The following is a 20,907-nucleotide window of genomic DNA, read 5'->3' as shown; positions in this document are numbered from 1 at the left end:
AATGACCGGTAAACTGTTTATCGTAGGTGTAGGACCAGGTCATCATGATCATATGACTTTTCGAGCAAAGCAAGCAATTGAAGAAAGTGATACAATTGTTGGATATGAGACATATGTTAACTTGGTTGCAGATCTAATAGAAGGCAAAGAAGTTCATAGATATGCAATGACACAAGAAGTAGAAAGAGCGCATCAATGCATTGATCTTGCAAAATCTGGAAAAATAGTTTCACTTGTATCCAGTGGAGATCCTGGAATATACGGAATGGCTGGTTTAATCTATGAGATTCTAGCAGAAGAGGGTTGGGACAGAAAGGCTGGTCTTAATGTTGAAATAGTTCCAGGTGTTTCATCACTTAATTCTTGTGCAGCGCTAGTTGGCTCTCCTCTCATGACAGATTTTGCTGTGGTAAGCATGAGTGATCTGCTTGTTCCTTGGGAAATTATAACAAAAAGAGTTGAAGCAGCAGCTCAGGGTGATTTTGTTATTGTAATATACAATCCTGCAAGCAAAAAAAGAATTCATCAATTACAAGATACAAGGAAAATTCTTTTAAAATATAGATTACCCAATACACCAGTAGCAATTGTAAAAGGGGCATTTAGAGAATCTGAAGAAGTTGTTTTAACAGACTTGGAAAACATGGAAGAACACAATGACAAGCTTGGTATGATTACTACTGTAATAATTGGAAACTCCTCGACTTACATGTATAAAGGCTTGATGATAAACCCCCGTGGTTATACGTCCAAATATAATATTGTAGAACCGCAACAGACTAGAAAATAGTATGACATCAGTCCAGATGGGACTTACCTTGCCACAAGGATGGCTAGATGAATTTCCTACAAATAATCCATATGAACAATTTCTATTTTCAAAAAATGTTGCATTAACTGCAGAAAAACTTGGATTTGATGCAGGATATGTTTATGATCACTTTATTCCACATCCTTCAGATAATCGTACTGAAACTTTTTTTGAAGCCTATACACTTCTTTCTGCTATTTGCTCAATAACATCAAAACTCAGAATAGGACAGGTAGTTACATGCAATTCCTATAGACATCCATCTCTTTTGGCAAAAATGACATCTACACTTGATGCAATCAGTAATGGAAGACTAGAGTTTGGTATAGGGGCTGGTTGGTTTGAATACGAATACAATTCCTATGGATACAAATTTGATGATCCAGTAACACGAATTGAACAGCTTGATGAATCTCTTATCATAATAAAAAAAATGTGGCAAAATCAAAAATCAAGCTTCAAAGGAAAACACTATTCTATCAAAAATGCCATCTGTAATCCAAAACCAATACAGAAACCTTATCCTACGATTATGGTAGGTGGGGCAGGAAAAAAACTCATGAAGGTTGCTGCAAGACATGCTACGAGATATAATCATCCTTTTGGTACACCCGATATTTTAGAAGAAAAAATAAAACTTCTAAAAGAGAATTGTAAATTAATTAAAAGAAATCATGAAGAAATAGAAAACTCTGTATTGTTACGAGTCTTGGTTGGAAAAGATAATGATGATGTTAAAGATATTATATCTAAACTAAAAAAGAAAAATGAATCTATCGCAGAATTTATCATTCGTTCAAAGGATAGTATCGCATTAGGTACCCCTGATCAAGTAAGCGATCATCTACAACAATATCTAAAAATTGGAATAAATTACTTTATTGTCAACTTTATAGGATTATCAAAATCACTTGAGATGTTATCACTATTTTCAAAGAAAGTAAGACCAAGTCTCAAGTAGTTTTCTTTATTGCCTCAGAAAGTTCATCTGTTAAGACAATTTTTTCTCTTATTGGTCTAATTATGTCGGTGACATATTTGGAGACTGTAGTTTTTAGATCTGATGGATGCAATTTTTTCTGAGCAAAATCTCCTTCTAAATCTTGATAAGATGTATAGGTAACATTTCCGCCAAATTTAGCTGGACGTTCTACAATAACTTCGTTGAATTCATGAAAGATAATATATTTTGATATTTCAAGTACAGGATTTTTATCTATAATTCCTTCTGGACACCAAGCTTTCTTAAATTTTGAATTAATCTCTTCATCTATGTCATGAACAAATATTCCTGATGCTGATTTTGATTTACTCATCTTACTTGCTACAAAGTCCGAATCCGAATCTTGCGCAGTTTCTGGCTCGCCAAGTCCTGCAAGAATATGATGATGAACTGCAACTGGTACCTTCCACTTCATTTTTGGAAAGATCTCTCTGACAAGCATATGGATCTTTCTTTGATCCATTCCTGCATGTACTATATCCAAATCCATTGTATGAATATCAACAGCTTGCATTGGAGGGTAGAAAAGTTGACCAAGATCGATCTTATCTTTCTCGGTACTTCTTCCCATAATTGTAAGTGAACGCATAGTACGCTCAAGTGACATATTCTTTGAAAATTTAACAAGATCCAACCAATAACCTCTTCTTGATTCATAAAGTTGTGAACCTTCAACAATCTCAACTCCGGGACAAAACATCTTGAATGCATCAGCATAGTATTTTGATACCATTCGTATTTTTTCCCAATCTCCTCCAAGTTTGTTATTTAGGTAAGTATGCCAGTCTGCCAAAAATACTGTACACTTGACTCCAGCTTTGATAAAATCATTTATTTTAAATCCAGTAAGTATCAAACTTCCCAAATGCATGAAGCCAGATATCTCAAGGCCAATGTAGTGTTTGGGATGTATATTGGTGTTAAACAGGTTCAATAACTCTTCTTGAGTTACTACTTCTTCCGTAGGTTCTCTAGTTACTAATCTAATTTTTTCTGTAACATCCATTTCAGTCAGATTCCAACATGTATTCCTATAAATTTAAACATCTAGTTCTTGAACCGACTTTCTTGGACGTGTACTAAGATAGAATGCATGTGAACTTATCAAAAATGCAGCAAGAAACATCTTTGTTGCAAAGATAAGATTCCACGGCCGGTTATGATCTGGGTATGCTACTGTAAGTGAATCAATATCTGGAGTTACTCCATTTATCATTCCTGCAGTAATTTGAGAACTCAGGAGAATAAAATTGTAAATTGTTTCATAAAGTGTAATTACTGCTAATCCCAAGAGCATTAGCTGTACCATTGTAAGCTTCCATTTTGAAACAGTAACTGTTCTTTTCCAACCGATTCGGGAAACACAATACCAACTAACAATTGATGAGAAAAATAACCATGTTATTAACTTAGCAAAGTGAGGAGTTGGAAATTCTGTCTTAACAAGTACTTCCCCCATCACATAGGTACCCTTGGCAGACCATTCCTGAATCATAGCATAGAATCCAAATATGGTGATAGAACACATTATGAATGCACTAACATAGAAAACATACAAAAATATCTTGTAACTAGGATCATTTTCTTGCAGATGTACTTTCATTTGATCTCGATGTATGTCTCTAAAATATAAGAATTGGTTTTAATTTAGGAAGTTTAATTATGGTGTAAAATTTTCTACTGTATCATTGAAAATTCCAATAAATGTACCAATTATAGAAAAAGACGAAATAAATGAAGTACACTCTGTGTTAACAGAGAAATCTCTTACATCTGCTGCAAATGCTGGTGGAAAGAGAGTACGAGAATTTGAACAACTTTTGGCTTCTTTTGTAAAATCAAAATATGCAATAGCCGTAAATTCAGGAACAGCCGCTTTACAAGCTACACTTTATGCCCTTGACATAAAACAAGGAGATGAAGTTTTGATACCCTCATTTACATTTGTAGCAACTGCCAACGCTATCGTATCAGTTGGAGCAAAGCCCGTATTTGTTGATATTCGTCCAGAAAATTATACTATGGATCCGAGTGATCTCAAAAAGAAAATTACAAAAAAATCCAAAGTAATTATGCCAGTTCATCTATATGGAAATTTTTCATACATGGATGAAATTTCTGAAATTTCAAATAAGAATAATCTTGAGATAATAGAAGATGCATGTCAATCATTAGGAACTACATACAAGAAAAAACAATCTGGAACATTTTCAAAAATGGGTTGCTTTAGCATGTACGCTGCTAAGGTTATGACCTCAGGAGAAGGTGGAGCTATAGTTACAGATGATAAAAACCTCTTTGAAAAACTGCGCAAGATTCGAAATCATGGAATGCTTCATGGGTATGATACCAGAATACTTGGACTAAATCTAAGACTTCCAGAAATTTGTGCCGCAATAGCTAAAATCCAGATGAAAAAACTTCCAAAATTCCTGGAAAAAAGAAAAAAGAATGCAATAATACTCAATGAATTATTATCTGATCTGAATGTTATCTTACCCGAAGAAAGAGATAGTGTAAATGTAAATTGGTATCTTTACACAATTGCTACTGCAAATCGAAATAAAATAATGAAACAACTAAACTCACAAGGTATAGGAGCAACTGCATACTATCCTATTCCAGTACACAAGACTCCATTTTACAAAAAAGACCTCAAACTTCCTCTTACTGATTGGGCTGCTAACTCTGTCCTAAGTCTGCCAGTGAATCCTTTGGTTACAGAAAGTGATCTACATCATATTTCCAAAGTATTACACAAGTTAACTAAAAAATGAATTTAATTGAGGATATTGCAGGAGAATTGTGTAGAATTCTTCTTCCAATTGAGGAGGAAGTATTCTTTGGAAATCCTACATCAAACATTACAATTTGTACTCTATCAAGTATTAGTCTTCTAAAAGATATTACACATTCAGATATTATCAAAGAGATTGCAATAGCTGGTAGACTACTTTCTGAAAACAAGGGAATTGATTCTCTGATAAGATCTGTATTATCAAATGAAAAAATTGATATGATAATACTTTGTGGAAAAGATACAACGGGACACAAACCAGGAGATTCTCTTCTTTGTTTGTACAAAAATGGAATTGATGAGAATCACAAAATTATTGGTTCACATAGTCCACATCCAATACTAACAGTTACAAAAAAAGAAGTATTAAAATTTCAAAGACAAGTAAAAATCATAAATAAAATAGGCGAAGCAAATATTCCAAGACTAGAAGGCATAGTTAAGACTTTTAAGAAAATTTAGTAACCGTCTATCTGTCTTTGCCTGTTTATCTGATTCTTTTTTTGATATTCTTTTAGAATATCATCTGGAGTCATGTTAAGCTCAAGTGATGCCTGGATGACAAAATGCCAAATATCTATCAACTCTTCACGAGCTGCTGCTTCATCAAAAGGTGTGGGTTTTTTCCACCACTTCCAATCTGTATTTCTCTGAAGCTCAACTGCCTCATGAATTATTGCTGTACAAAGTACAGAAATCTTTCCCTGAGTGTCTTTTGGATAACGTTCAAGATTCATCATTTTCTCTAGATTTTTTTGAAGCTTGAAAATTGTATCTAGCTTGTCATCCATCGCTTTATTTTTTAATTTGATATCTATAACCTTTGTTAGAAGTGGACCATTTTTTTGTATCTGTCAAATCTTTTCTTAATGTCAGGTTTCTTCAATCCTGTTATTCCATAGACTCCATATTTCTCTACGGCAAACGAACCCATGATATTTCCATATACTGCAGCCTCTCTAATAGTTGCCATTTTTGTACTGTTTTTACTTGAGAGATATCCTATCATTCCTCCTGCAAAAGAGTCACCTGCACCTGTGGGATCTACTATATCTTCCATTGAAAAGGCAGGTGATGAAAATATGACATCATCATAAAACAACAAAGAACCATGTTCACCTTTTTTTATTATGACATACTTTGTTCCCCACTCCATGATCTTTTTTGCAGCCTTGATCAAGTTGTGTGTCTTTGTAAGCAATTTTGCTTCTTCATCATTGATTACAACTGAATCAACTGAACCCATCATCTTGATCACATCATCTTTTTTACTTGATATCCAAAATTCTATGGTATCACACATTGAAAACTTGACATTGTCAAATTCCTTTATGATTCTAGTATTCTGGGTAGGATCATTGTTTGCAAGGTATACAAATTCTGATTTACGATACTCTTCTGGTACAACAGGTTTGAAATCCTTTAATACATTTAGTTCAGTCTTGTTAGTTGTTCGTAGACTTAAAGTTGAATCATAACTACCATCATATCTGAACGTCTTACCTTTTGCATGAACTACTCCACGCGTGTCAACAAATCTCTCTAGTATATTTTGATAACTTTTTGGAAAATCCTTACCCACAACTCCAATCAAGCCAGGCTTGACAAAGAAACTTGCAGAAATTGCAGCATATGTTGCTGCTCCCCCTAATGCATTTTTAACAATTTTTGTCGGAGTCCTTATCGTATCATAAGCTATTGATCCAAATACAGTAAGCATATTTTTCTGGTTTTAAGAACCATGTATAAATTCGCTGGCTTCTTGTTCTGTTGGATAGTATGTGAATGGAACATTAACTGATATTATTGATATTCCATACTTGCTTGTTCCAGTTAACTTGACATTTGGAACGCTGTTACTTTTGTCGTATTTATCAAGAATTGTATTATCTGCAGTAAATGATGCTTGTGAGAAAATCTTTCCCATGGGCGGTATTACAAGTGGTTGTAGCGTACCTGTTCCAAGATTTTCATTATTGGCTGATATGACAAAGTCTGTCTGTCCTACGTTAATAGGAAACAATGAAGGATTCTGGAATTGAAGTGTCATATTGTATAGTGAATTATTGGCATTTCTCTGTATTATTTTACTCTCAAGTATTGAGATGCTCGTATGAGTGGCAGATAAATATTGAGAATAAGCAAATACTCCTACTGCTGCAACAACACACACTGCTATGATTATTACTTTTGAACGTCTTTCCACGATGATAAGTCAGAATATTCCCTTTTAGTACTATGTAGAAAAAAAATCCCAATAAGTTGTGTAAATATTTTGATCAGTTTTCTAAGCTACTTAGAGCTAATAAAATAAATCAAATCAATCATGATTGAAAGTTACAAAATGGCAAGAATCAAGATAAAATACGGTCAAAATGAAATTGAGATTGAATCCAAGGACTTCTATATAGACAATGAAAGCATAGATCAAGTCATCTGTAATCTGGCATCATTTGTCAAAGACTCTGCCAATAACAATGTTCAATACGAATATTCCTATGACCAGTCACCACCACAAACAACTGGATTACTACATTCACTTGACGATGCAGAGGTTCATGAACCTGAATTTGTCACACCTACATTTGTCGATAAAGATCAGATTAGAAGTAAAATGCAGACGCTAATTGAAGATGCTTTCTTTGATAAGGCAAGAACAGTCTCTGAGGTGGTATCACAGCTAAGAGAATATGGTTGGTCTGCAGTTCCATTAGACGTATCAAAAGTACTTACAAACATGGCCTTTACTCATGAGCTTCAAAAAGATCTGAGAGATAAACGCAGTTATTATTCCAGAGTAAAGTTACTTCAAGTCAATTAGAGATTAAATCCACACTTTTCACACGACTCGAAGACATCACCCTCTAGATGGTCAAAATGTGCTTTGCATTTAAGGCAGGTGTGATGCATATCATAGTATCCATCTTTTTCAATCTCTCCAACTCGTTTTGATGACAGTTCCATACTGCCACATTTTATACAATGACACCCACATTGCATGCAGTCCATTGAACTTTTGCTATTAATAATCTAAAGGTGAAATTTTGGTATTCCTTAAAGATTTAGGACTTGATAGCTGGCTTTGATCTTGTTTTCTTCACTATTATGATTCCAGCTATTCCTGCTACAATAATACCTCCAATTAAAAGATAGATTGACGTATTGTCAGATGAACTAGTCGGTATAGGTTCCCCTATTGTGGCACTATTTGATGAACTGGATGGTAAAGTACCAGTTTGTTGCCCTTGGCCACCTACTGCTCCAGTTATCTGAACTGTACCACCATTAGCTGATTCGAATCCTATCCATGCATGTGTTGTATTATAATGAAATACTTGATGCAAGGTTGGATGTCCATTTACTGTCACAGAATATGGACCTGATAAAAGATCCTGTGGCATTATAACAGTGACTGGTACATTTGCCTTGGTTACGTTGAATGAGTATGATAATAGAGATTGATCAAAAGCATAATCTCCAAGTCCTGAAACAGTCCTTACTCCTACTGCAACGTTCTTACCTGCTAATTGAACCGTCTGAATATTTACAGGTTCATTTATGATATATTCTAATGTAAACCCATTTCCATGCTGACCCAGACCAAGATTTCCAAGATACACTGGTCTTCCATTTGCCCAGACCATGTCAACTCCTTGTGGAAAATGAAATGCAGTATAGTCAGTATCCTGTGGTTCATAATAATTCCATTTCCACACGCCATCAGTATTTGTTACAACATTTACTAGATCATACTTTATCAAAGTCGCATTTCGCTGTGAAGCATTAATGATTATGGATAGTGGTGTCTTTTGGATCTTGGCATATTCAACAGGATTACCATTACTGTCTGTGACATTAAGATTGTTCATGTTACCACTTATCAAATCCACTTGAATTGGTTTAAAATTTGCAGCAGTTGAGTTGATTTCATGTGTTACATGTGCAGTACCTGTTTCATCAATGGTAACCTTGACAACTTCCTGAGGGGCCTCACCCATGGATAACTGTTGAGCAAATGCTTGGGAGCCTGAAAGAATCAGTATTGGTATGACAAGAAGACTAAGAAGAATTTTCAACTCTAATTCCTACTCTGATATGCTTATGCGAATAATCTTTGCTTCCTGCTGTGGACAGTCGTTTTTATCTTTTGGAAGCTTGACAATCTTGTCTGCTACATCCATTCCCTGCTGGACCTGTCCAAAGACAGTGTATTGTTTATCGAGAAAAGTGCTATCTGTCGTTACTATAAAAAACTGAGAACCTGCACTATTAGGATCCATAGCTCTTGCCATGGATACTATGCCTCTAAGATGAGATCTGGAGCTAAATTCTGCCTTTATTGTATACCCTGGTCCACCCATGCCCCACTGACCCTTGTCTGACTTTTTTGTATTAGGGTCTCCTCCCTGAATCATAAAGCCTGGAATTACACGATGAAATAATGTGCCATCATAAAAGTTACTTTTTGCCAATTTGGTAAAATTTCTAACAGTTTCTGGAGCAATATTTGGAAATAATTCAAAGACTATGTTACCAAAATTTGTTTCAACAGTAGCCTTAGACATCACTTGACGTTTACTTTTTAATCATAAGAACTTTTCTCCACTTTACTATGCAGTAAGGTTCTAGATCAATTAACTAATTCTGTATGATTACAATGAATTAGTAAGATAAAAACATTTTAGGTAAAATCATGTTTGTAAAATTTCTTCAAACACTATAATCCTATGATACAAACACCCAATTTTGTTTTTGTGTTAAAGTCAAACTTTCATGCATAAAAAAATTATTGCAAAAATCATAGTAACAGTCTTATATAGAACATCTTGAAAATAAAATTCGTGAATCGTACTACTCAAAGCACAAGCATCAAACAAGCAATTAACGAACTGCTTGACAAAGGCTTTACAGATAAACAAGATATCTACTCAAAAGTAGTAGAAGAACTTGGGGTTCCAAGACCAACCGTTAGACGCGTAGCTAGAGATCTTAGAAATGAACTTCTACAAAAAATAAAGATTTTACAGTCTGAAGTTCCTGAAATAGAGATCGCACAAGGAAAAACTACTCAAAGCAGTGACTAGCATAACCCCTTTTTCATTTTTACAAGTCATTTTTTCTTCTGACAATCTCCATTACTATTTATATTCTACTACTCTAGAGATAAATTCATGGGGCATATTCCTACAATCGTAGTTGGTTGTCTCGCTTCAGCCTTAACAATCTTATATTTCATACTTCCAGCTGCAGTTCATTTTACTGTACTAGTTTTCATATCGGCTGCATGGTTCCTAGTAGCTATATGCTGGTTGGCTCAAAAAAGCGCTGACTACATGCATACAGCTGAAGATCATGAACATGTATACGAAGAAAAAAAAAAGCTAACTAACTATAGCAGTAGTCAACAAACTTTGGAGATGACATCCAGTCAGATAAGTCAGGCAAAATCTGAATTAAATGCTGAGTTGGATTCACTTAGAAGCTCACTTAGAAATAAAGATGAGGAAATTGGAAATTTAAAATCAGAGATCTCAAGTCTTCGAACACTTGTTGAGATTGAGAAACTAAAAGTGGATCTTGCCAATTTGAAAGCTTTAGCAGCAAAGGAAAGCGCAAAAAGAAAGAAATAGCTACTTACAATGTGCGCAGAAATGTTTACCGTGATTTTCTTTACATGAAGGACAGCTTATTGCCCCTCCATAATGGCAGTCACACTTGCACCCATCGTTTAGTTTTTCTTCTGATATCAAAGTGATGTAGATATCTAATACGTCATCTTAATATTTAACAATACATAATGACTGGTATGAAATTACTTTTAGGAGCTATTTTTGGATTCTTCATACTTTTATTTCCAAGTATGGCATTACAAACTTCACAAGGTACGGAATGGGTTCAAACCTTATCTCAACAAAATGTTGTCTTGCAAAAAAGTATAATTTACATGCATATTCCGGCAGATAGTCCTTTGCCATTTGGTGGTGTTTGGGGAACAGTACAAAATGCAGCGCCAGGATATCCTGTTATAATTCAGATATACCAAAATGACAAACCAGTTTACTTTGCACAAACCAATGTAGCAAGCGATGGCTCCTATGACCAACATTTCAGAGTAACATCTGTTGATGGTAACAAAGTAATTCACATCTTTGAGGGAGATTACACAGTTGAAATCTACAAATCTGTTCTAGTGAATAGTGCTCCATCTGGAACAACTTCAACCTAACTTTTTAATTTAAAATAAGACGGGCTCGGAGGGCTTCGATCCCTCGACCTGTAACTTAGGAGGCTACCGCGCTATCCATGTTTCGCGTCAATATGACTCTGCGCTACGAGCCCAGAAAAAATCAGATCTAGTAAGCATTTAAGCGTAATCAAGGTTTGAAACAATCATCTCGTGAATTTGTTGCCAGTTAGGATCATTTTCATGGTTCCATTTTTCATAAAAGATAACATCCTTCAAACCAAGACGAGGTAACCATCCTGCACTCTCTAGATCCGGCTTTTCTGCAAAATTTGATACATGACCAAGACACAGATAAGCAACAGGAACTACATGATCTGGAATTTCAAGAATTCTCTTAAGATCATCATTTGAAAGTATACTGACCCAGCCAACACCAATCCCTTCTGCTCTTGCTGCAAGCCAGAGATTTTGTATAGCACAACAAACACTATAGATGCCTGTTTCTGGAATACTTGATCTTCCTATAACAAAGGGACCAAACTTTGTGGGATCATACGTTATGCATACATTTACTGCACAATCTAAAATTCCTTGGAGTCTAAGTGACAAATACTTTGACCTTTTTGGATCCTCAATAAGAGTCGAAGCACGGATTCGTTCTTTATCAAATGAATCTCTTACTTGTTTTCTTGTTTCCTCATTTTTAATGAGGATAAAATTCCAAGGCTGAGAGAATCCAACAGATGGTGCATGATGTGCAGCATTTAGTATTCGTGTAAGTATTCCTTCATCGATTGATTCTGAAGTAAAGTGAGACCTAACATCACGTCTAGAAAAGACTGCTTTGTAAAAGCCATCTTTTTCCTCTGGTGAAAAATCACCAATCATACAATAGTCACTTGATACATTGCATATTATTCTTGTTTTCTTAAACGTTAATAACGTCTAGAGTAAGGTCGAATTCTATTGGGCCGATGGTCTAGCCTGGTAGGATACCCCCCTGACACGGGGGTGGTCGAGAGTTCAAATCTCTCTCGGCCCATTTCTTTTTATTTCATGTAAATAGTTACAATATGTGTTAAAATTTACCATAAAAGAATCAAAATTTCTCAAGGAAAATGAAGGGTGTAGAATAGCTACATGCGCAAAAGATGTGCCACATATTGCTCCAGTATCATATTATTTTGAAGATGGTTTCTTTTACTTTGCAACAGACTATGATACCAAAAAGTATGCAAATCTCAAAAAGAATGATAAAGTTGCAATTTCTGTAGATCTTTACTTACCAGGAAAACACAAAGCTGTTGTTGTTCAGGGTTCTACCACTTTTATCGAGAAAGGCCTACAATTCAAAAAACTCTATGAAATATTTTATAAAAAATTTGCGTGGGTTAGAGAAGATCCTTGGAAAGAAAATGAAGCACCTTTTGTAAAAATTACACCAAAGACCAAAATTAGTTGGGGATTAGGCTAACCAACGCTTACATCAAAATCTTTGGTAATTTCTGTCAAAAATGATTGTATAGTTACTTGGCCTTTTATTTCATATTTTACTGGTTGATGATTAGTTATGGCAGAATATTCATTGGCAATATTGTCGCTATATACAAGATCAAATGTATCAGGTAAAGTTGCATTGTTATTTGCAAAAAGTATAGGTCTACCAGCTTCTGGAACATCTTCTGTCGATAAATGTCCATCCCCAAGACTCTTTCCATTTGTAAACAATTCATAATTAATGTCTGAAACAGTCAATGTAAGGGAACTGGGATTTTGAAGATTAAATCTTACATCAAGCTGTGCACGTTTATTTAATTTATTCTCATCAAGAACATTTACACTATCAACTTGAATCGTTACCTTTTCAAGATCACTTTGAAAAGAATTTGCATAAAGATAGAAAAATAACATCATAGCACCAAGACCGGCAAAACACGCCAAAATGACTATTCTTCCTTTGCTTAGCAAATCTAGAATCTACGAGGTTTGTTCAATTAAAAAACCTTCTCAGAAGTTCAGATGATAATAGATATTATTCGTTGTCTCTGCAAATAAAGTCATGACACTTGTTGACGCGCTCATAATGTGGGGACATCTAATTGCAGCATCAATTTGGGTCGGTGGTTCAATATTTATTGGAATAGTTCTTGCTCCTCTTCTTAAGACAATCTCAGATTCTATAGAGGGAAGATTATCAATAATGATACGCGTAGGACGGAAATTCAACAAAATTGGAGTCCCATCTCTTATTGTATTGATTCTAACTGGAATTTACAACTCTACTGGTTTTATTGTAAAACCGTCATTGATACTTTCTACAAACTATGGAATAGTTCTTCTCGTCAAAATAATACTTGTAATTATTTTGATAATTACATTTGCTATACATGTAAGATTAATCAGATCTGAGATAGAAAGAAAAATAGAATCAAAACAACTTTCTGGAGAATTTTTACAAAAACTACGTTCAAAAATTATTATGTTAGGTAGACTAACAGTAATACTCTCCTTAGCTATACTCCTAATGGCTGCATTACTTCATTCAGGTGTCTGAGACTCCAGATATTCTTACTTCAAAACCATCATCTAGTTTACCTATTCCATACTTACAACCAGTTATTTTTGATGCAACAAAAAGATTTGTCTCTAAATGTTTTGTAATTTGTTTTACCCGATATACTGAAGTCTCTTTAATGAGTGAAAGTGGAACTACTAACATATCAGAAAGATAAAGATCAACACCAAGATTTGATTCAATGAATTTTTTTGCTACTGATTCGCCAAGACCGCTTAAACTCTTTTGATATATGCCATCAGAGCCAATAACTGAGCTTTTATCATGTGAAAATATTAGAATTGAACATCCTTTATCTAGCGCATTTTCTTCTTTTATTGAAATCTCACAATTAAATCCATTTTTACCAAGAATAATTTTCGCATTTTGTATCTCTTTTTCTGCTATTTCTTTTGGAATGTGAGAATAAGAGCAAAAGATCTTTGCAGAAATTGTTTTTCTTTCAACAAGTGATATGGGATTTAGACAATTACAAGGTTGTATTTGAGTCTCAACAAGTCCTCCTCCTTTTGGATAATATCCTCTTCTTTTGATCTCAGAAGTAAAATTGATTCCAATTCTAGATAATGCTTCAGTCAAAACATATTTTGTATAATCAAATGTAGGACTCCAAGGAACATCTGTGCCACCAATGATTGATAATTTTAAACTATTTTTCATAAGTGAAACCGCGGGAATCAATACTTGTAAAATTAATGGAATACTTCCTGCAGTTCCAATATCTTCTTGAAGATCCAAGTTCAAACCTTGGGAAGGAAAAAATTTTAGAGAAGTAGAATTTACATAAAGACCTTCTACTCTAGCTTGACAAATCTTTGCTAAAATTTTTACTCCTAACAAATGCTGCGGTCTTAGACCTGGAATTTTTCGGTTCTTTCGAATGTTTTCTATATCAACTGGTTTGCCTGTTATAGCAGACAAGGTAACTGCACTTCGAATTATCTGTCCCCCACCCTCACCTTGTTCACCGTCTATTTTTATTGGTTCCATGACTAAATTATTTAATTTTAGAATCTAATTAATGATGGTTTTTTAAACAAGTGAAACAAGATCTCGACAATGAATGGACTTCTAATTGGTAGATTCCAACCATTTCATAAAGGACATCTCGAAGCTATAAATTTTGGATTATCAAAGGTTGAAAATCTGTGGATTGGAATTGGGAGCTCAAACAAGAGCTATGAAAAAAGAAATCCATTTACAGCTGATGAGCGAAAGGAAATGATTCTTTCTTCTCTTGATTCTAAAATACTAGAACGTGTCAAGATTTTTTTTGTACCTGATACTGGCGATCACGAAAAATGGACTTATCATGTTGATTCTATTGTACCAGAATATGATGTAGTCTTTTCGAATGATGACTTTACTATTACATTATACAAAAAAAGAGGAAAAAATATCATAGAGGTTCCTCTATTGAAGAGAGATATGATTTCAGGAACAAATATTCGGGAAATGATCGTCAGTGACAAAGACTGGTTAGACCTTGTTCCTGAAGGAACTAAAAAAGTACTCTTAAAAATAGACGCAAAAAGTAGGCTTTCCAAGATTCTTTAATTATAAATAGCGGTTAACTTTCTCAAAAGTTGGAGAATTTATTTGGAATATTTAGTAATGCTACCTGGACCAACAAATGTTCCAGAAAGAGTAACACGCGCAATGTTTACTCACATGATAAATCACAGAAGTAAAGATTTTGTAAAATTATATGTAGATACAATTGAAAAAAGTCAGAAAATCTTTGATACAACAAGTGATGTAGTAGCTCTTAGTGCATCTGGTACTGGAGCAGTGGAAGCATCCGTTGTAAACATGATAAAGAAAGGTGATAAGGTGATAATTCCAGTTAACGGTGAATTTAGTAGCAGACTTTCAACAATGTTGGAATGGTCCGGTGCAAATGTTATTCGTCTTACAACTCCATTTGGACAAAATGCAAGTTTTGACCAAGTAAAAGAAGCATTTGACAACAATAAGGATGTAAAAGCATTCTATGTTGTTTGGAATGAAACTTCTACTGGTACAATGGTAAAGTATCTTGATAAAGTAAAAGATCTTACTGCAAGAAATGATTCTTTCTATGTAGTAGATGGAGTCTCAATACTTGGCGGAGAAGAATTCCATATGGACAAATGGGGAGTAGATGTTTGTGTAACAGGTGCACAAAAAGCACTTGCTGCTCCTCCAGGAATTTCACCAATTGCTGTTAGCCAAAAAGCAAAGAAACACATGATTGCAAATCCGCCACCTACATTCTACTTTAACATGGCAAGATACTTCAAGTATTATGATGATTCAAAAGAAACACCGTTCACTCCAGCTATTCCATTACTGTATGCATACAGAGAAGCACTTGACATTATCCTAGAAGAAGGAATTGAAAACAGAATTAGAAGACACAGAGTTTGCTCTGATGCTCTTTACAGTGGACTAAGTGCAATGGGATTGTCTCCATTTGCTAAAGAAGATGCACGTTCTACAGTTGTAATTGCATTAAACTATCTCCAAGGTCTTGATGACAAAACATTCAGAGGAACACTCTCTGAAAAATTCAGAGTTCTTGTTGCTGGTGGATTTGGCGAATTGAAAGGCAAAGTATTCAGAGTTGGATGCATGGGCGAAGTCCACAAATACCATGTCATGAGAACAATCTCTTCAATAGCATCCACACTTGACATGATGGGACACAAGACAAATCCAGAAGCACTCAAAGTTGCTGAAGATAAACTAAAGTCATTATAATTTCGTGTTAACTTAATATAAGGAAGTTAAAGAATCGATCACGTTGACTTTCCAAAAAGGCACCTTAGTTCTGGTCGATTATACTGCAAAGGTTAAAGATTCAAACGAGATCTTTGAGACAACACGAGAAGATGATGCTAAATCAAATTCAACTTATGATGCAAATGTCAAATATCAACCAAGACTAATTTCAGTAGGAGAGTCGTGGGTTCTAAAAGGTCTTGATGATGCACTTGCTAATACCAAAGTAGGCGACAAACTTTCAATCGAAGTTCCACCAGAGAAAGGATTTGGAACAAGAGATCCAGCAAAAGTTCGTATGGTTCCACTTAGAAAACTTGGAGAAGATGCGGAAAAGGTTACAGTAGGAGACACCATAGAACTTGATGAAAGAACTGGAATTGTAAGATTTATCGGTTCAGGAAGAGTACAAGTAGATTTTAATCACAGATTTGCAGGAAAAACAATCGTTTATGATCTTAATGTTATCAAGTCACTAGATACAGACCAAGACAAGGTCTTGGGATTACTCAAAAGAAGATTCCCAATTGAAGAATCAAAGATCAAGTTTGAGATTAAAGGAACAGAACTTGATGTAAATATCCCTGAAGAAGCAATGATGATGGAAGGTCTCCAGATTGTCAAACGAGCAATCGCAAATGAAATTTTCAAATTTGTAATAAAACTAGAGAAAGTTAACTTTATTGATACGTACAACAAGCCAAAACAAGAAAAACCAGCAGAAGTAAAGCCAGCTGAGCCGAAAGCAGCTTAGAACTATAGTACACCAGTACTTTTTGCAATCTCTATAGCTTTTTCTTCATTCATCTTTACCTTACTTAGAATTGTATATCTTTCAGGTCTTAATGATTGAGCAATTGTCAATGCTTTTGCAAGAATCTCTGGCTCAAGTCCAATCTCTTTTGCTTTAGTTGGTGCTCCGACATTTTTTAGCATTTGAATTATTTTTTTCCAATCTTGTCCCTGAATCTTTGCAATCAATATTGCACCAATACCACACTTTTCTCCATGTAGACCAATTCCTGGTTTTAAATGATCAACTGCATGAGAAAACAAATGTTCTGCTCCAGAGCATGGCCTACTACTTCCTGCAATACATGCAGCCACACCCGAACTTATCAAAGCTTCAACAATCATTCTAACATCTGGATTTTTCTTGAAATTTTTTGAATTATCTATAACTATCTTTGCACTCATGGATGCTAAATTTGCTGCATAAGTTCCAAAATATTCTCCCACTTCATCTCTTGCAAGTTCCCAATCTCGTACTGCAGTAACTTTAGCCATAAGATCACCACAACCGCTAGCTAAAAGTCTTCTTGGAGCTTTCTTTAGAATTGCAATATCTACAAAGACTCCAAGTGGTGCTGTTGCAATAATAGAATATGGCTTGTCCCCACGCAAGGAAACAAAAGGACTTGCAATACCATCATGTGAAGCAGAGGTTGGAATGCTCACAAATGGTTTCTTTAGTGTAAACGCAATCATTTTTGCAATGTCAACAGACCTGCCTCCACCAATTCCAATAATCAAGTCGCTTTTGTCTTTCTTTATATCAAAAAGTGTTTTATTTGCAGATTCTACATCATTACTTGTACTACGATGCCACACGAACTTGATTTTTGAATCTGAAAGTGAAGTTGAAATCTTCTTGTCTGTAATTTTTCTTACTCGGTCGCCTGAAACTAGAGAAACCTTCTTTGGATCTGATAGGCCTACGAGAAAATTCCCTACATCTGAAATGTTGTTCTCACCTATGAGTATCTTTCTTGGTAGCTCCATTATATGAGAAGCCATGGTTTTCACTTGAAACTTGGTTATTTATCGATATCCTAGATGATCCAAAGTTATTTAAGCGGGAGAATTCTAAACTGACAGTATCTCAAGTTAGGAGTAAGTTATTTGTCAGACTATATCGAACAACACACATACCACGGAACAACTACAGTTGGAATACACTGTACCGACGGAGTAGTTTTATGCGCAGATATGAGAGCAAGCGCAGGATATTTTATAGCAAATAACAATACTATGAAGATCCAAAAGATCGATAATCATGCAGGAATGACGATTGCAGGTGGTGTTGCAGATGCACAAAATGTTACAGATATGTTGCGGTATCACTCAAACATTCATAGAATAGAAAAACAAGAAGTTCTACCAATCAAATCAATTGCAAGACTTGCATCATTGATCTTCTTCCAAAATAGATACTATCCATTTATTGCTGATATCCTCGTTGGAGGATACGACAAACAGGGTCCAGCACTTTACAACATTGATATGTTTGGATCACTTGATAAAAAAACATTCGTAACAACTGGAAGTGGTTCTCCAGTAGCATATGGTCTCTTGGAAAATGAGTATCGTGATGGCCTAACAGTAGAGGAGGGAAAAATAATTGCCCTAAGAGCAGTAAAAGCTGCAATCACAAGAAACATTGGAACCGGTGACGGAATTAATGTCGCAGTAATCGACAAGCAAGGATACCGACTCTTAACAAAAGACCAGAAAAAGGCCATAATTACGCTTTAGTGATTTAATGCAAAGAAAATTAGCACAACGTGAACTATCTCCAGCCCAAAACATAATGGCAACAATACTGCAAAGTATACCAAAAGAAGCTGATGTAACCAAGATAGATTATGAAGGACCTAGGATTGCAATCTATACAAAGAATCCAAAATATCTGATGGAACACAATGAAGTAATCTCTAACATGGTAAATATCATCAAAAAAAGAATTGTAGTTAGAACAGAAGAATCAATCCGAAAAAATGAGGAAGAATCAAGACAGATCCTAACTCAAATGCTTCCAAAAGAAGCAGAACTTGGAGGAACTTTCTTTGATACTGCAACAGGTGAAATGACAGTTGACGTAAAGCGTCCATGGCTTCTTAACAATCCTGAAGCCTTTAACATGCCAGAAATTGTCTCAAAGACTGGCTGGAGAGTACGAATTAGAAAGGCAACTGCAAGTCAATCTTCTACAATTCAAACTATCAATTATAATCTAAAAATTTCCTCAACTGAGAGAAGCAAACACCTCAGACAGGTAGGTGAGCAAATATTCAGACCAAAACTCTCTGAGGATGCCGAAGTATCACTAATGACATTGGGAGGGTTTAGTCAAGTAGGAAGATCCTGTATGTTGCTTACCACTCATGAAAGCAAGATCCTAATTGACTGTGGAATAAATCCAGGTGCAAGAAATCCAATAGATGCATATCCTAGACTTGACTGGCCAAACATAACACTTGATGAACTTGATGCCGTAGTAATCAGCCATGCTCATCTGGACCACACGGGATTTCTGCCAGTTTTGTTCAAGTATGGCTACAAGGGTCCTGTCTATTGTACGGAGCCAACCCTGCCTATGATGAACCTAATTCAGCTTGATGCGATTAAAGTTGCAGCAGCACAAGGTAGAGTTCCGCTATATTCTGAGCGTGATGTAAAGCAGGTCATGAAGCAGACCATACCATTATCATATGGAACTGTAACTGACATCTCACCTGATATCAAACTAGTATTCTCAAATGCAGGACACATTTTGGGTTCTGCAAGCTGCCACTTTCATATAGGAAACGGTAACCACAACTTTGTCTATACGGGAGATCTAAAATATGGAAAATCTATGCTATTTGAGAGTGCCTCTTGGAACTTTCCAAGAGTTGAAACCTTGCTAATTGAGAGTACTTATGGTGCAAAAGAAGACATCCAGTCAACAAGAGAAGAAGTAGAAGCCGCATTTATCAAATCCGTAAATGAGACATTACGAAATGGTGGAAAGGTACTCATTCCAATTCCAGCAGTAGGTCGTGCACAGGAACTACTGATGGTAATCGATCAATACATGAAACAAGGACAACTAGTGGAAGCTCCTGTATTTACAGAAGGAATGATCTCAGAGGCAACTGCAATTCATGAATCGTATCCAGAATATCTTGCACGAGAACTTCGACAAAAGATCCTTGAGACAGATGATAATCCATTTGATTCTGAATATTTTACAAACATTGAACATTCTGATGCAAGAGAAGAACCGTTGCGTGAAGGACCATCTATAATCTTGGCAACATCTGGTATGTTAGAAGGTGGACCAGTGCTTGAATATTTTAAAAATATTGCACCAATTCAGAAAAACAAGATCTTGTTTGTATCATACCAAGTAAATGGAACTCTAGGAAGAAGAGTTCTTGATGGCTCAAGACAAGTCTCTGTTGTTGGAAAAGACGGAAAAATTGAAGTAATCAATATTAACTGTTCAACTGAAAAACTTGATGGATTTAGTGGTCATAGTGATTACAACCAATTAATGTCATATATCCACCGACTCAGACCAAAACTTAGAAGAGTAATTGTAAATCACGGTGAGCGACGCAAGTGTGAAAACTTGGCAAGCTCAGTACACAGAATGTTTAGAATTGCAACAACTTGTCCACAAGTACAAGAAGGAATTAGACTACTTTAGATCGTACTCGGCTCTCCAGATCTTTACTCCAGATGGAGTAACAATGATCCTTTCTTCGCCAAGTCTTGCAATATCTGCATCTGCATTTTTTGCAATATTGTAGATCTCTTCTACTGCCTTTCTAAGCTCATCCACATTTTTTTGTGCAAGTGGGGTTACCCTAAGAACTAAAATCATTCCCTTTTTGATATCCTCTTTTACACTGTGAACATCACTATAATCCCTCAAAGTTATTGCCTTGAGGTAAGTGGGAGCCTTTTGTGTCTGCATACCATTTGTAAGCGATCAACTCCCTCA

Annotated in this window: 27 protein-coding genes and 2 tRNA genes; 16 read left to right on the top strand and 13 right to left on the bottom strand. The window is 35.4% G+C overall.

The window, feature by feature from the left end; genetic code table 11:
• Position 1 precedes the first annotated feature (1 nt).
• Both cobJ and C0Q33_RS06505 read left to right on the top strand, forming a co-directional pair.
• The gene (cobJ, locus tag C0Q33_RS06510) at positions 2-790 is read left to right on the top strand and encodes a precorrin-3B C(17)-methyltransferase (protein WP_101477798.1); all 789 of its coding nucleotides are present in this window, start codon (positions 2-4) and stop codon (positions 788-790) included.
• Position 791: 1 nt separating this feature from the next.
• Positions 792-1,772, top strand: coding sequence for an LLM class flavin-dependent oxidoreductase (locus tag C0Q33_RS06505; RefSeq protein ID WP_101477797.1), 981 nt, complete (start codon positions 792-794; stop codon positions 1,770-1,772).
• On the opposite strand, the gene C0Q33_RS06500 is transcribed toward C0Q33_RS06505, so the two are convergent.
• Positions 1,765-2,820 (bottom strand): tyrosine--tRNA ligase, encoded by a 1,056-nt coding sequence (locus tag C0Q33_RS06500; RefSeq protein WP_101477796.1) that lies wholly within the window; start codon positions 2,818-2,820, stop codon positions 1,765-1,767. The two genes, C0Q33_RS06505 and C0Q33_RS06500, sit on opposite strands and share 8 nt — an antisense overlap.
• A gap of 33 nt (positions 2,821-2,853) precedes the next feature.
• A complete protein-coding gene (locus tag C0Q33_RS06495; RefSeq protein WP_101477795.1) occupies positions 2,854-3,417 on the bottom strand; it encodes a hypothetical protein in 564 nt (187 codons plus the stop codon).
• Between the two features lie 85 nt (positions 3,418-3,502).
• Between C0Q33_RS06495 and C0Q33_RS06490 the strand changes: the two genes are divergently transcribed.
• Positions 3,503-4,591 carry a DegT/DnrJ/EryC1/StrS family aminotransferase gene (locus C0Q33_RS06490; protein ID WP_101477794.1) on the top strand — a complete coding sequence of 363 codons (1,089 nt, stop codon included), beginning with the start codon at positions 3,503-3,505 and terminating at the stop codon, positions 4,589-4,591.
• Positions 4,588-5,073, top strand: a complete 486-nt coding sequence (locus C0Q33_RS06485; protein ID WP_101477793.1) for a tetrahydromethanopterin S-methyltransferase subunit A — start codon at positions 4,588-4,590, stop codon at positions 5,071-5,073. The genes C0Q33_RS06490 and C0Q33_RS06485 overlap by 4 nt, the downstream gene beginning before the upstream one ends.
• Here C0Q33_RS06485 and C0Q33_RS06480 read toward each other — a convergent pair.
• From C0Q33_RS06480 to C0Q33_RS06470, 3 genes are read right to left on the bottom strand one after another with little or no spacing between them, the layout of a single operon-like run.
• On the bottom strand, positions 5,070-5,402 hold the full coding sequence (locus C0Q33_RS06480; RefSeq protein WP_101477792.1) for a dUTPase: 333 nt from the start codon (positions 5,400-5,402) through the stop codon (positions 5,070-5,072). The two genes, C0Q33_RS06485 and C0Q33_RS06480, sit on opposite strands and share 4 nt — an antisense overlap.
• 35 nt (positions 5,403-5,437) lie before the next feature.
• The gene (locus tag C0Q33_RS06475; RefSeq protein WP_101477791.1) at positions 5,438-6,331 is read right to left on the bottom strand and encodes a PfkB family carbohydrate kinase; all 894 of its coding nucleotides are present in this window, start codon (positions 6,329-6,331) and stop codon (positions 5,438-5,440) included.
• A gap of 12 nt (positions 6,332-6,343) precedes the next feature.
• Positions 6,344-6,817, bottom strand: coding sequence for a hypothetical protein (locus C0Q33_RS06470; protein ID WP_101477790.1), 474 nt, complete (start codon positions 6,815-6,817; stop codon positions 6,344-6,346).
• A 138-nt stretch (positions 6,818-6,955) separates the two neighbouring features.
• On the opposite strand from C0Q33_RS06470, the gene C0Q33_RS09085 reads away from it, so the two are divergent.
• Positions 6,956-7,432, top strand: a complete 477-nt coding sequence (locus C0Q33_RS09085; RefSeq protein WP_165776460.1) for a hypothetical protein — start codon at positions 6,956-6,958, stop codon at positions 7,430-7,432.
• A gap of 241 nt (positions 7,433-7,673) precedes the next feature.
• On the opposite strand, the gene C0Q33_RS06455 is transcribed toward C0Q33_RS09085, so the two are convergent.
• Both C0Q33_RS06455 and C0Q33_RS06450 read right to left on the bottom strand, forming a co-directional pair.
• The gene (locus C0Q33_RS06455) at positions 7,674-8,687 is read right to left on the bottom strand and encodes a hypothetical protein (protein ID WP_101477787.1); all 1,014 of its coding nucleotides are present in this window, start codon (positions 8,685-8,687) and stop codon (positions 7,674-7,676) included.
• A gap of 9 nt (positions 8,688-8,696) precedes the next feature.
• A complete protein-coding gene (locus C0Q33_RS06450; protein WP_101477786.1) occupies positions 8,697-9,176 on the bottom strand; it encodes a peptidylprolyl isomerase in 480 nt (159 codons plus the stop codon).
• 276 nt (positions 9,177-9,452) lie between these two features.
• Here C0Q33_RS06450 and C0Q33_RS06445 point away from each other — a divergent pair, with 276 nt between their 5' ends.
• The 3 genes from C0Q33_RS06445 to C0Q33_RS06435 all read left to right on the top strand — a co-directional run bounded on the left by C0Q33_RS06445 (position 9,453) and on the right by C0Q33_RS06435 (position 10,837).
• Positions 9,453-9,695 (top strand): hypothetical protein, encoded by a 243-nt coding sequence (locus tag C0Q33_RS06445; protein ID WP_101477851.1) that lies wholly within the window; start codon positions 9,453-9,455, stop codon positions 9,693-9,695.
• 87 nt (positions 9,696-9,782) lie between these two features.
• Complete coding sequence (locus C0Q33_RS06440; protein ID WP_101477785.1) at positions 9,783-10,241, top strand: hypothetical protein; 459 nt, start codon at positions 9,783-9,785, stop codon at positions 10,239-10,241.
• A 176-nt stretch (positions 10,242-10,417) separates the two neighbouring features.
• The gene (locus C0Q33_RS06435) at positions 10,418-10,837 is read left to right on the top strand and encodes a hypothetical protein (protein WP_133121028.1); all 420 of its coding nucleotides are present in this window, start codon (positions 10,418-10,420) and stop codon (positions 10,835-10,837) included.
• 20 nt (positions 10,838-10,857) lie between these two features.
• Here C0Q33_RS06435 and C0Q33_RS09290 read toward each other — a convergent pair.
• A tRNA-Arg gene (locus C0Q33_RS09290) sits at positions 10,858-10,950 on the bottom strand.
• Between the two features lie 25 nt (positions 10,951-10,975).
• Positions 10,976-11,686, bottom strand: a complete 711-nt coding sequence (gene bluB, locus C0Q33_RS06430; protein WP_101477783.1) for a 5,6-dimethylbenzimidazole synthase — start codon at positions 11,684-11,686, stop codon at positions 10,976-10,978.
• 80 nt (positions 11,687-11,766) lie between these two features.
• Here bluB and C0Q33_RS06425 point away from each other — a divergent pair.
• Positions 11,767-11,840, top strand: a tRNA-Val gene (locus tag C0Q33_RS06425).
• Positions 11,841-11,873: 33 nt separating this feature from the next.
• The gene (locus C0Q33_RS06420) at positions 11,874-12,272 is read left to right on the top strand and encodes a pyridoxamine 5'-phosphate oxidase family protein (RefSeq protein ID WP_101477782.1); all 399 of its coding nucleotides are present in this window, start codon (positions 11,874-11,876) and stop codon (positions 12,270-12,272) included.
• Here C0Q33_RS06420 and C0Q33_RS06415 read toward each other — a convergent pair.
• The gene (locus C0Q33_RS06415; protein WP_101477781.1) at positions 12,269-12,766 is read right to left on the bottom strand and encodes a hypothetical protein; all 498 of its coding nucleotides are present in this window, start codon (positions 12,764-12,766) and stop codon (positions 12,269-12,271) included. The two genes, C0Q33_RS06420 and C0Q33_RS06415, sit on opposite strands and share 4 nt — an antisense overlap.
• Before the next feature lie 91 nt (positions 12,767-12,857).
• On the opposite strand from C0Q33_RS06415, the gene C0Q33_RS06410 reads away from it, so the two are divergent.
• Positions 12,858-13,352, top strand: coding sequence for a CopD family protein (locus C0Q33_RS06410; RefSeq protein ID WP_101477780.1), 495 nt, complete (start codon positions 12,858-12,860; stop codon positions 13,350-13,352).
• Here the strand turns inward: C0Q33_RS06410 and rtcA are convergent.
• Entirely contained in the window at positions 13,341-14,363 is a 1,023-nt protein-coding gene (gene rtcA / locus C0Q33_RS06405) for an RNA 3'-terminal phosphate cyclase (RefSeq protein ID WP_101477779.1), read from the bottom strand. The genes C0Q33_RS06410 and rtcA overlap by 12 nt on opposite strands.
• Positions 14,364-14,432: 69 nt before the next feature.
• Between rtcA and C0Q33_RS06400 the strand changes: the two genes are divergently transcribed.
• From C0Q33_RS06400 to C0Q33_RS06390, 3 genes are read left to right on the top strand one after another with little or no spacing between them, the layout of a single operon-like run.
• On the top strand, positions 14,433-14,930 hold the full coding sequence (locus C0Q33_RS06400; RefSeq protein ID WP_101477778.1) for a nicotinamide-nucleotide adenylyltransferase: 498 nt from the start codon (positions 14,433-14,435) through the stop codon (positions 14,928-14,930).
• Positions 14,931-14,972: 42 nt separating this feature from the next.
• On the top strand, positions 14,973-16,115 hold the full coding sequence (locus C0Q33_RS06395) for a pyridoxal-phosphate-dependent aminotransferase family protein (RefSeq protein ID WP_101477777.1): 1,143 nt from the start codon (positions 14,973-14,975) through the stop codon (positions 16,113-16,115).
• 43 nt (positions 16,116-16,158) lie between these two features.
• Positions 16,159-16,890, top strand: a complete 732-nt coding sequence (locus tag C0Q33_RS06390; RefSeq protein WP_101477776.1) for a peptidylprolyl isomerase — start codon at positions 16,159-16,161, stop codon at positions 16,888-16,890.
• Positions 16,891-16,892: 2 nt separating this feature from the next.
• Here the strand turns inward: C0Q33_RS06390 and C0Q33_RS06385 are convergent, their stop codons facing one another.
• A complete protein-coding gene (locus C0Q33_RS06385) occupies positions 16,893-17,957 on the bottom strand; it encodes a sn-glycerol-1-phosphate dehydrogenase (protein WP_101477775.1) in 1,065 nt (354 codons plus the stop codon).
• Between the two features lie 81 nt (positions 17,958-18,038).
• Between C0Q33_RS06385 and psmB the strand changes: the two genes are divergently transcribed.
• A complete protein-coding gene (gene psmB, locus C0Q33_RS06380) occupies positions 18,039-18,671 on the top strand; it encodes an archaeal proteasome endopeptidase complex subunit beta (protein WP_101477774.1) in 633 nt (210 codons plus the stop codon).
• Between the two features lie 7 nt (positions 18,672-18,678).
• Positions 18,679-20,610, top strand: a complete 1,932-nt coding sequence (locus C0Q33_RS06375; RefSeq protein WP_101477773.1) for a beta-CASP ribonuclease aCPSF1 — start codon at positions 18,679-18,681, stop codon at positions 20,608-20,610.
• Here C0Q33_RS06375 and sepF read toward each other — a convergent pair.
• On the bottom strand, positions 20,602-20,880 hold the full coding sequence (gene sepF, locus C0Q33_RS06370) for a cell division protein SepF (RefSeq protein ID WP_101477772.1): 279 nt from the start codon (positions 20,878-20,880) through the stop codon (positions 20,602-20,604). The two genes, C0Q33_RS06375 and sepF, sit on opposite strands and share 9 nt — an antisense overlap.
• Between the last annotated feature and the right edge of the window lie 27 nt (positions 20,881-20,907).

This window comes from Candidatus Nitrosotalea bavarica, assembly GCF_900167955.1.
Taxonomy (GTDB): domain Archaea; phylum Thermoproteota; class Nitrososphaeria; order Nitrososphaerales; family Nitrosopumilaceae; genus Nitrosotalea; species Nitrosotalea bavarica.
The sequence above is the reverse complement of the archived record's forward strand: the minus strand, read 5'-3'. Positions and strand labels throughout refer to the sequence as shown.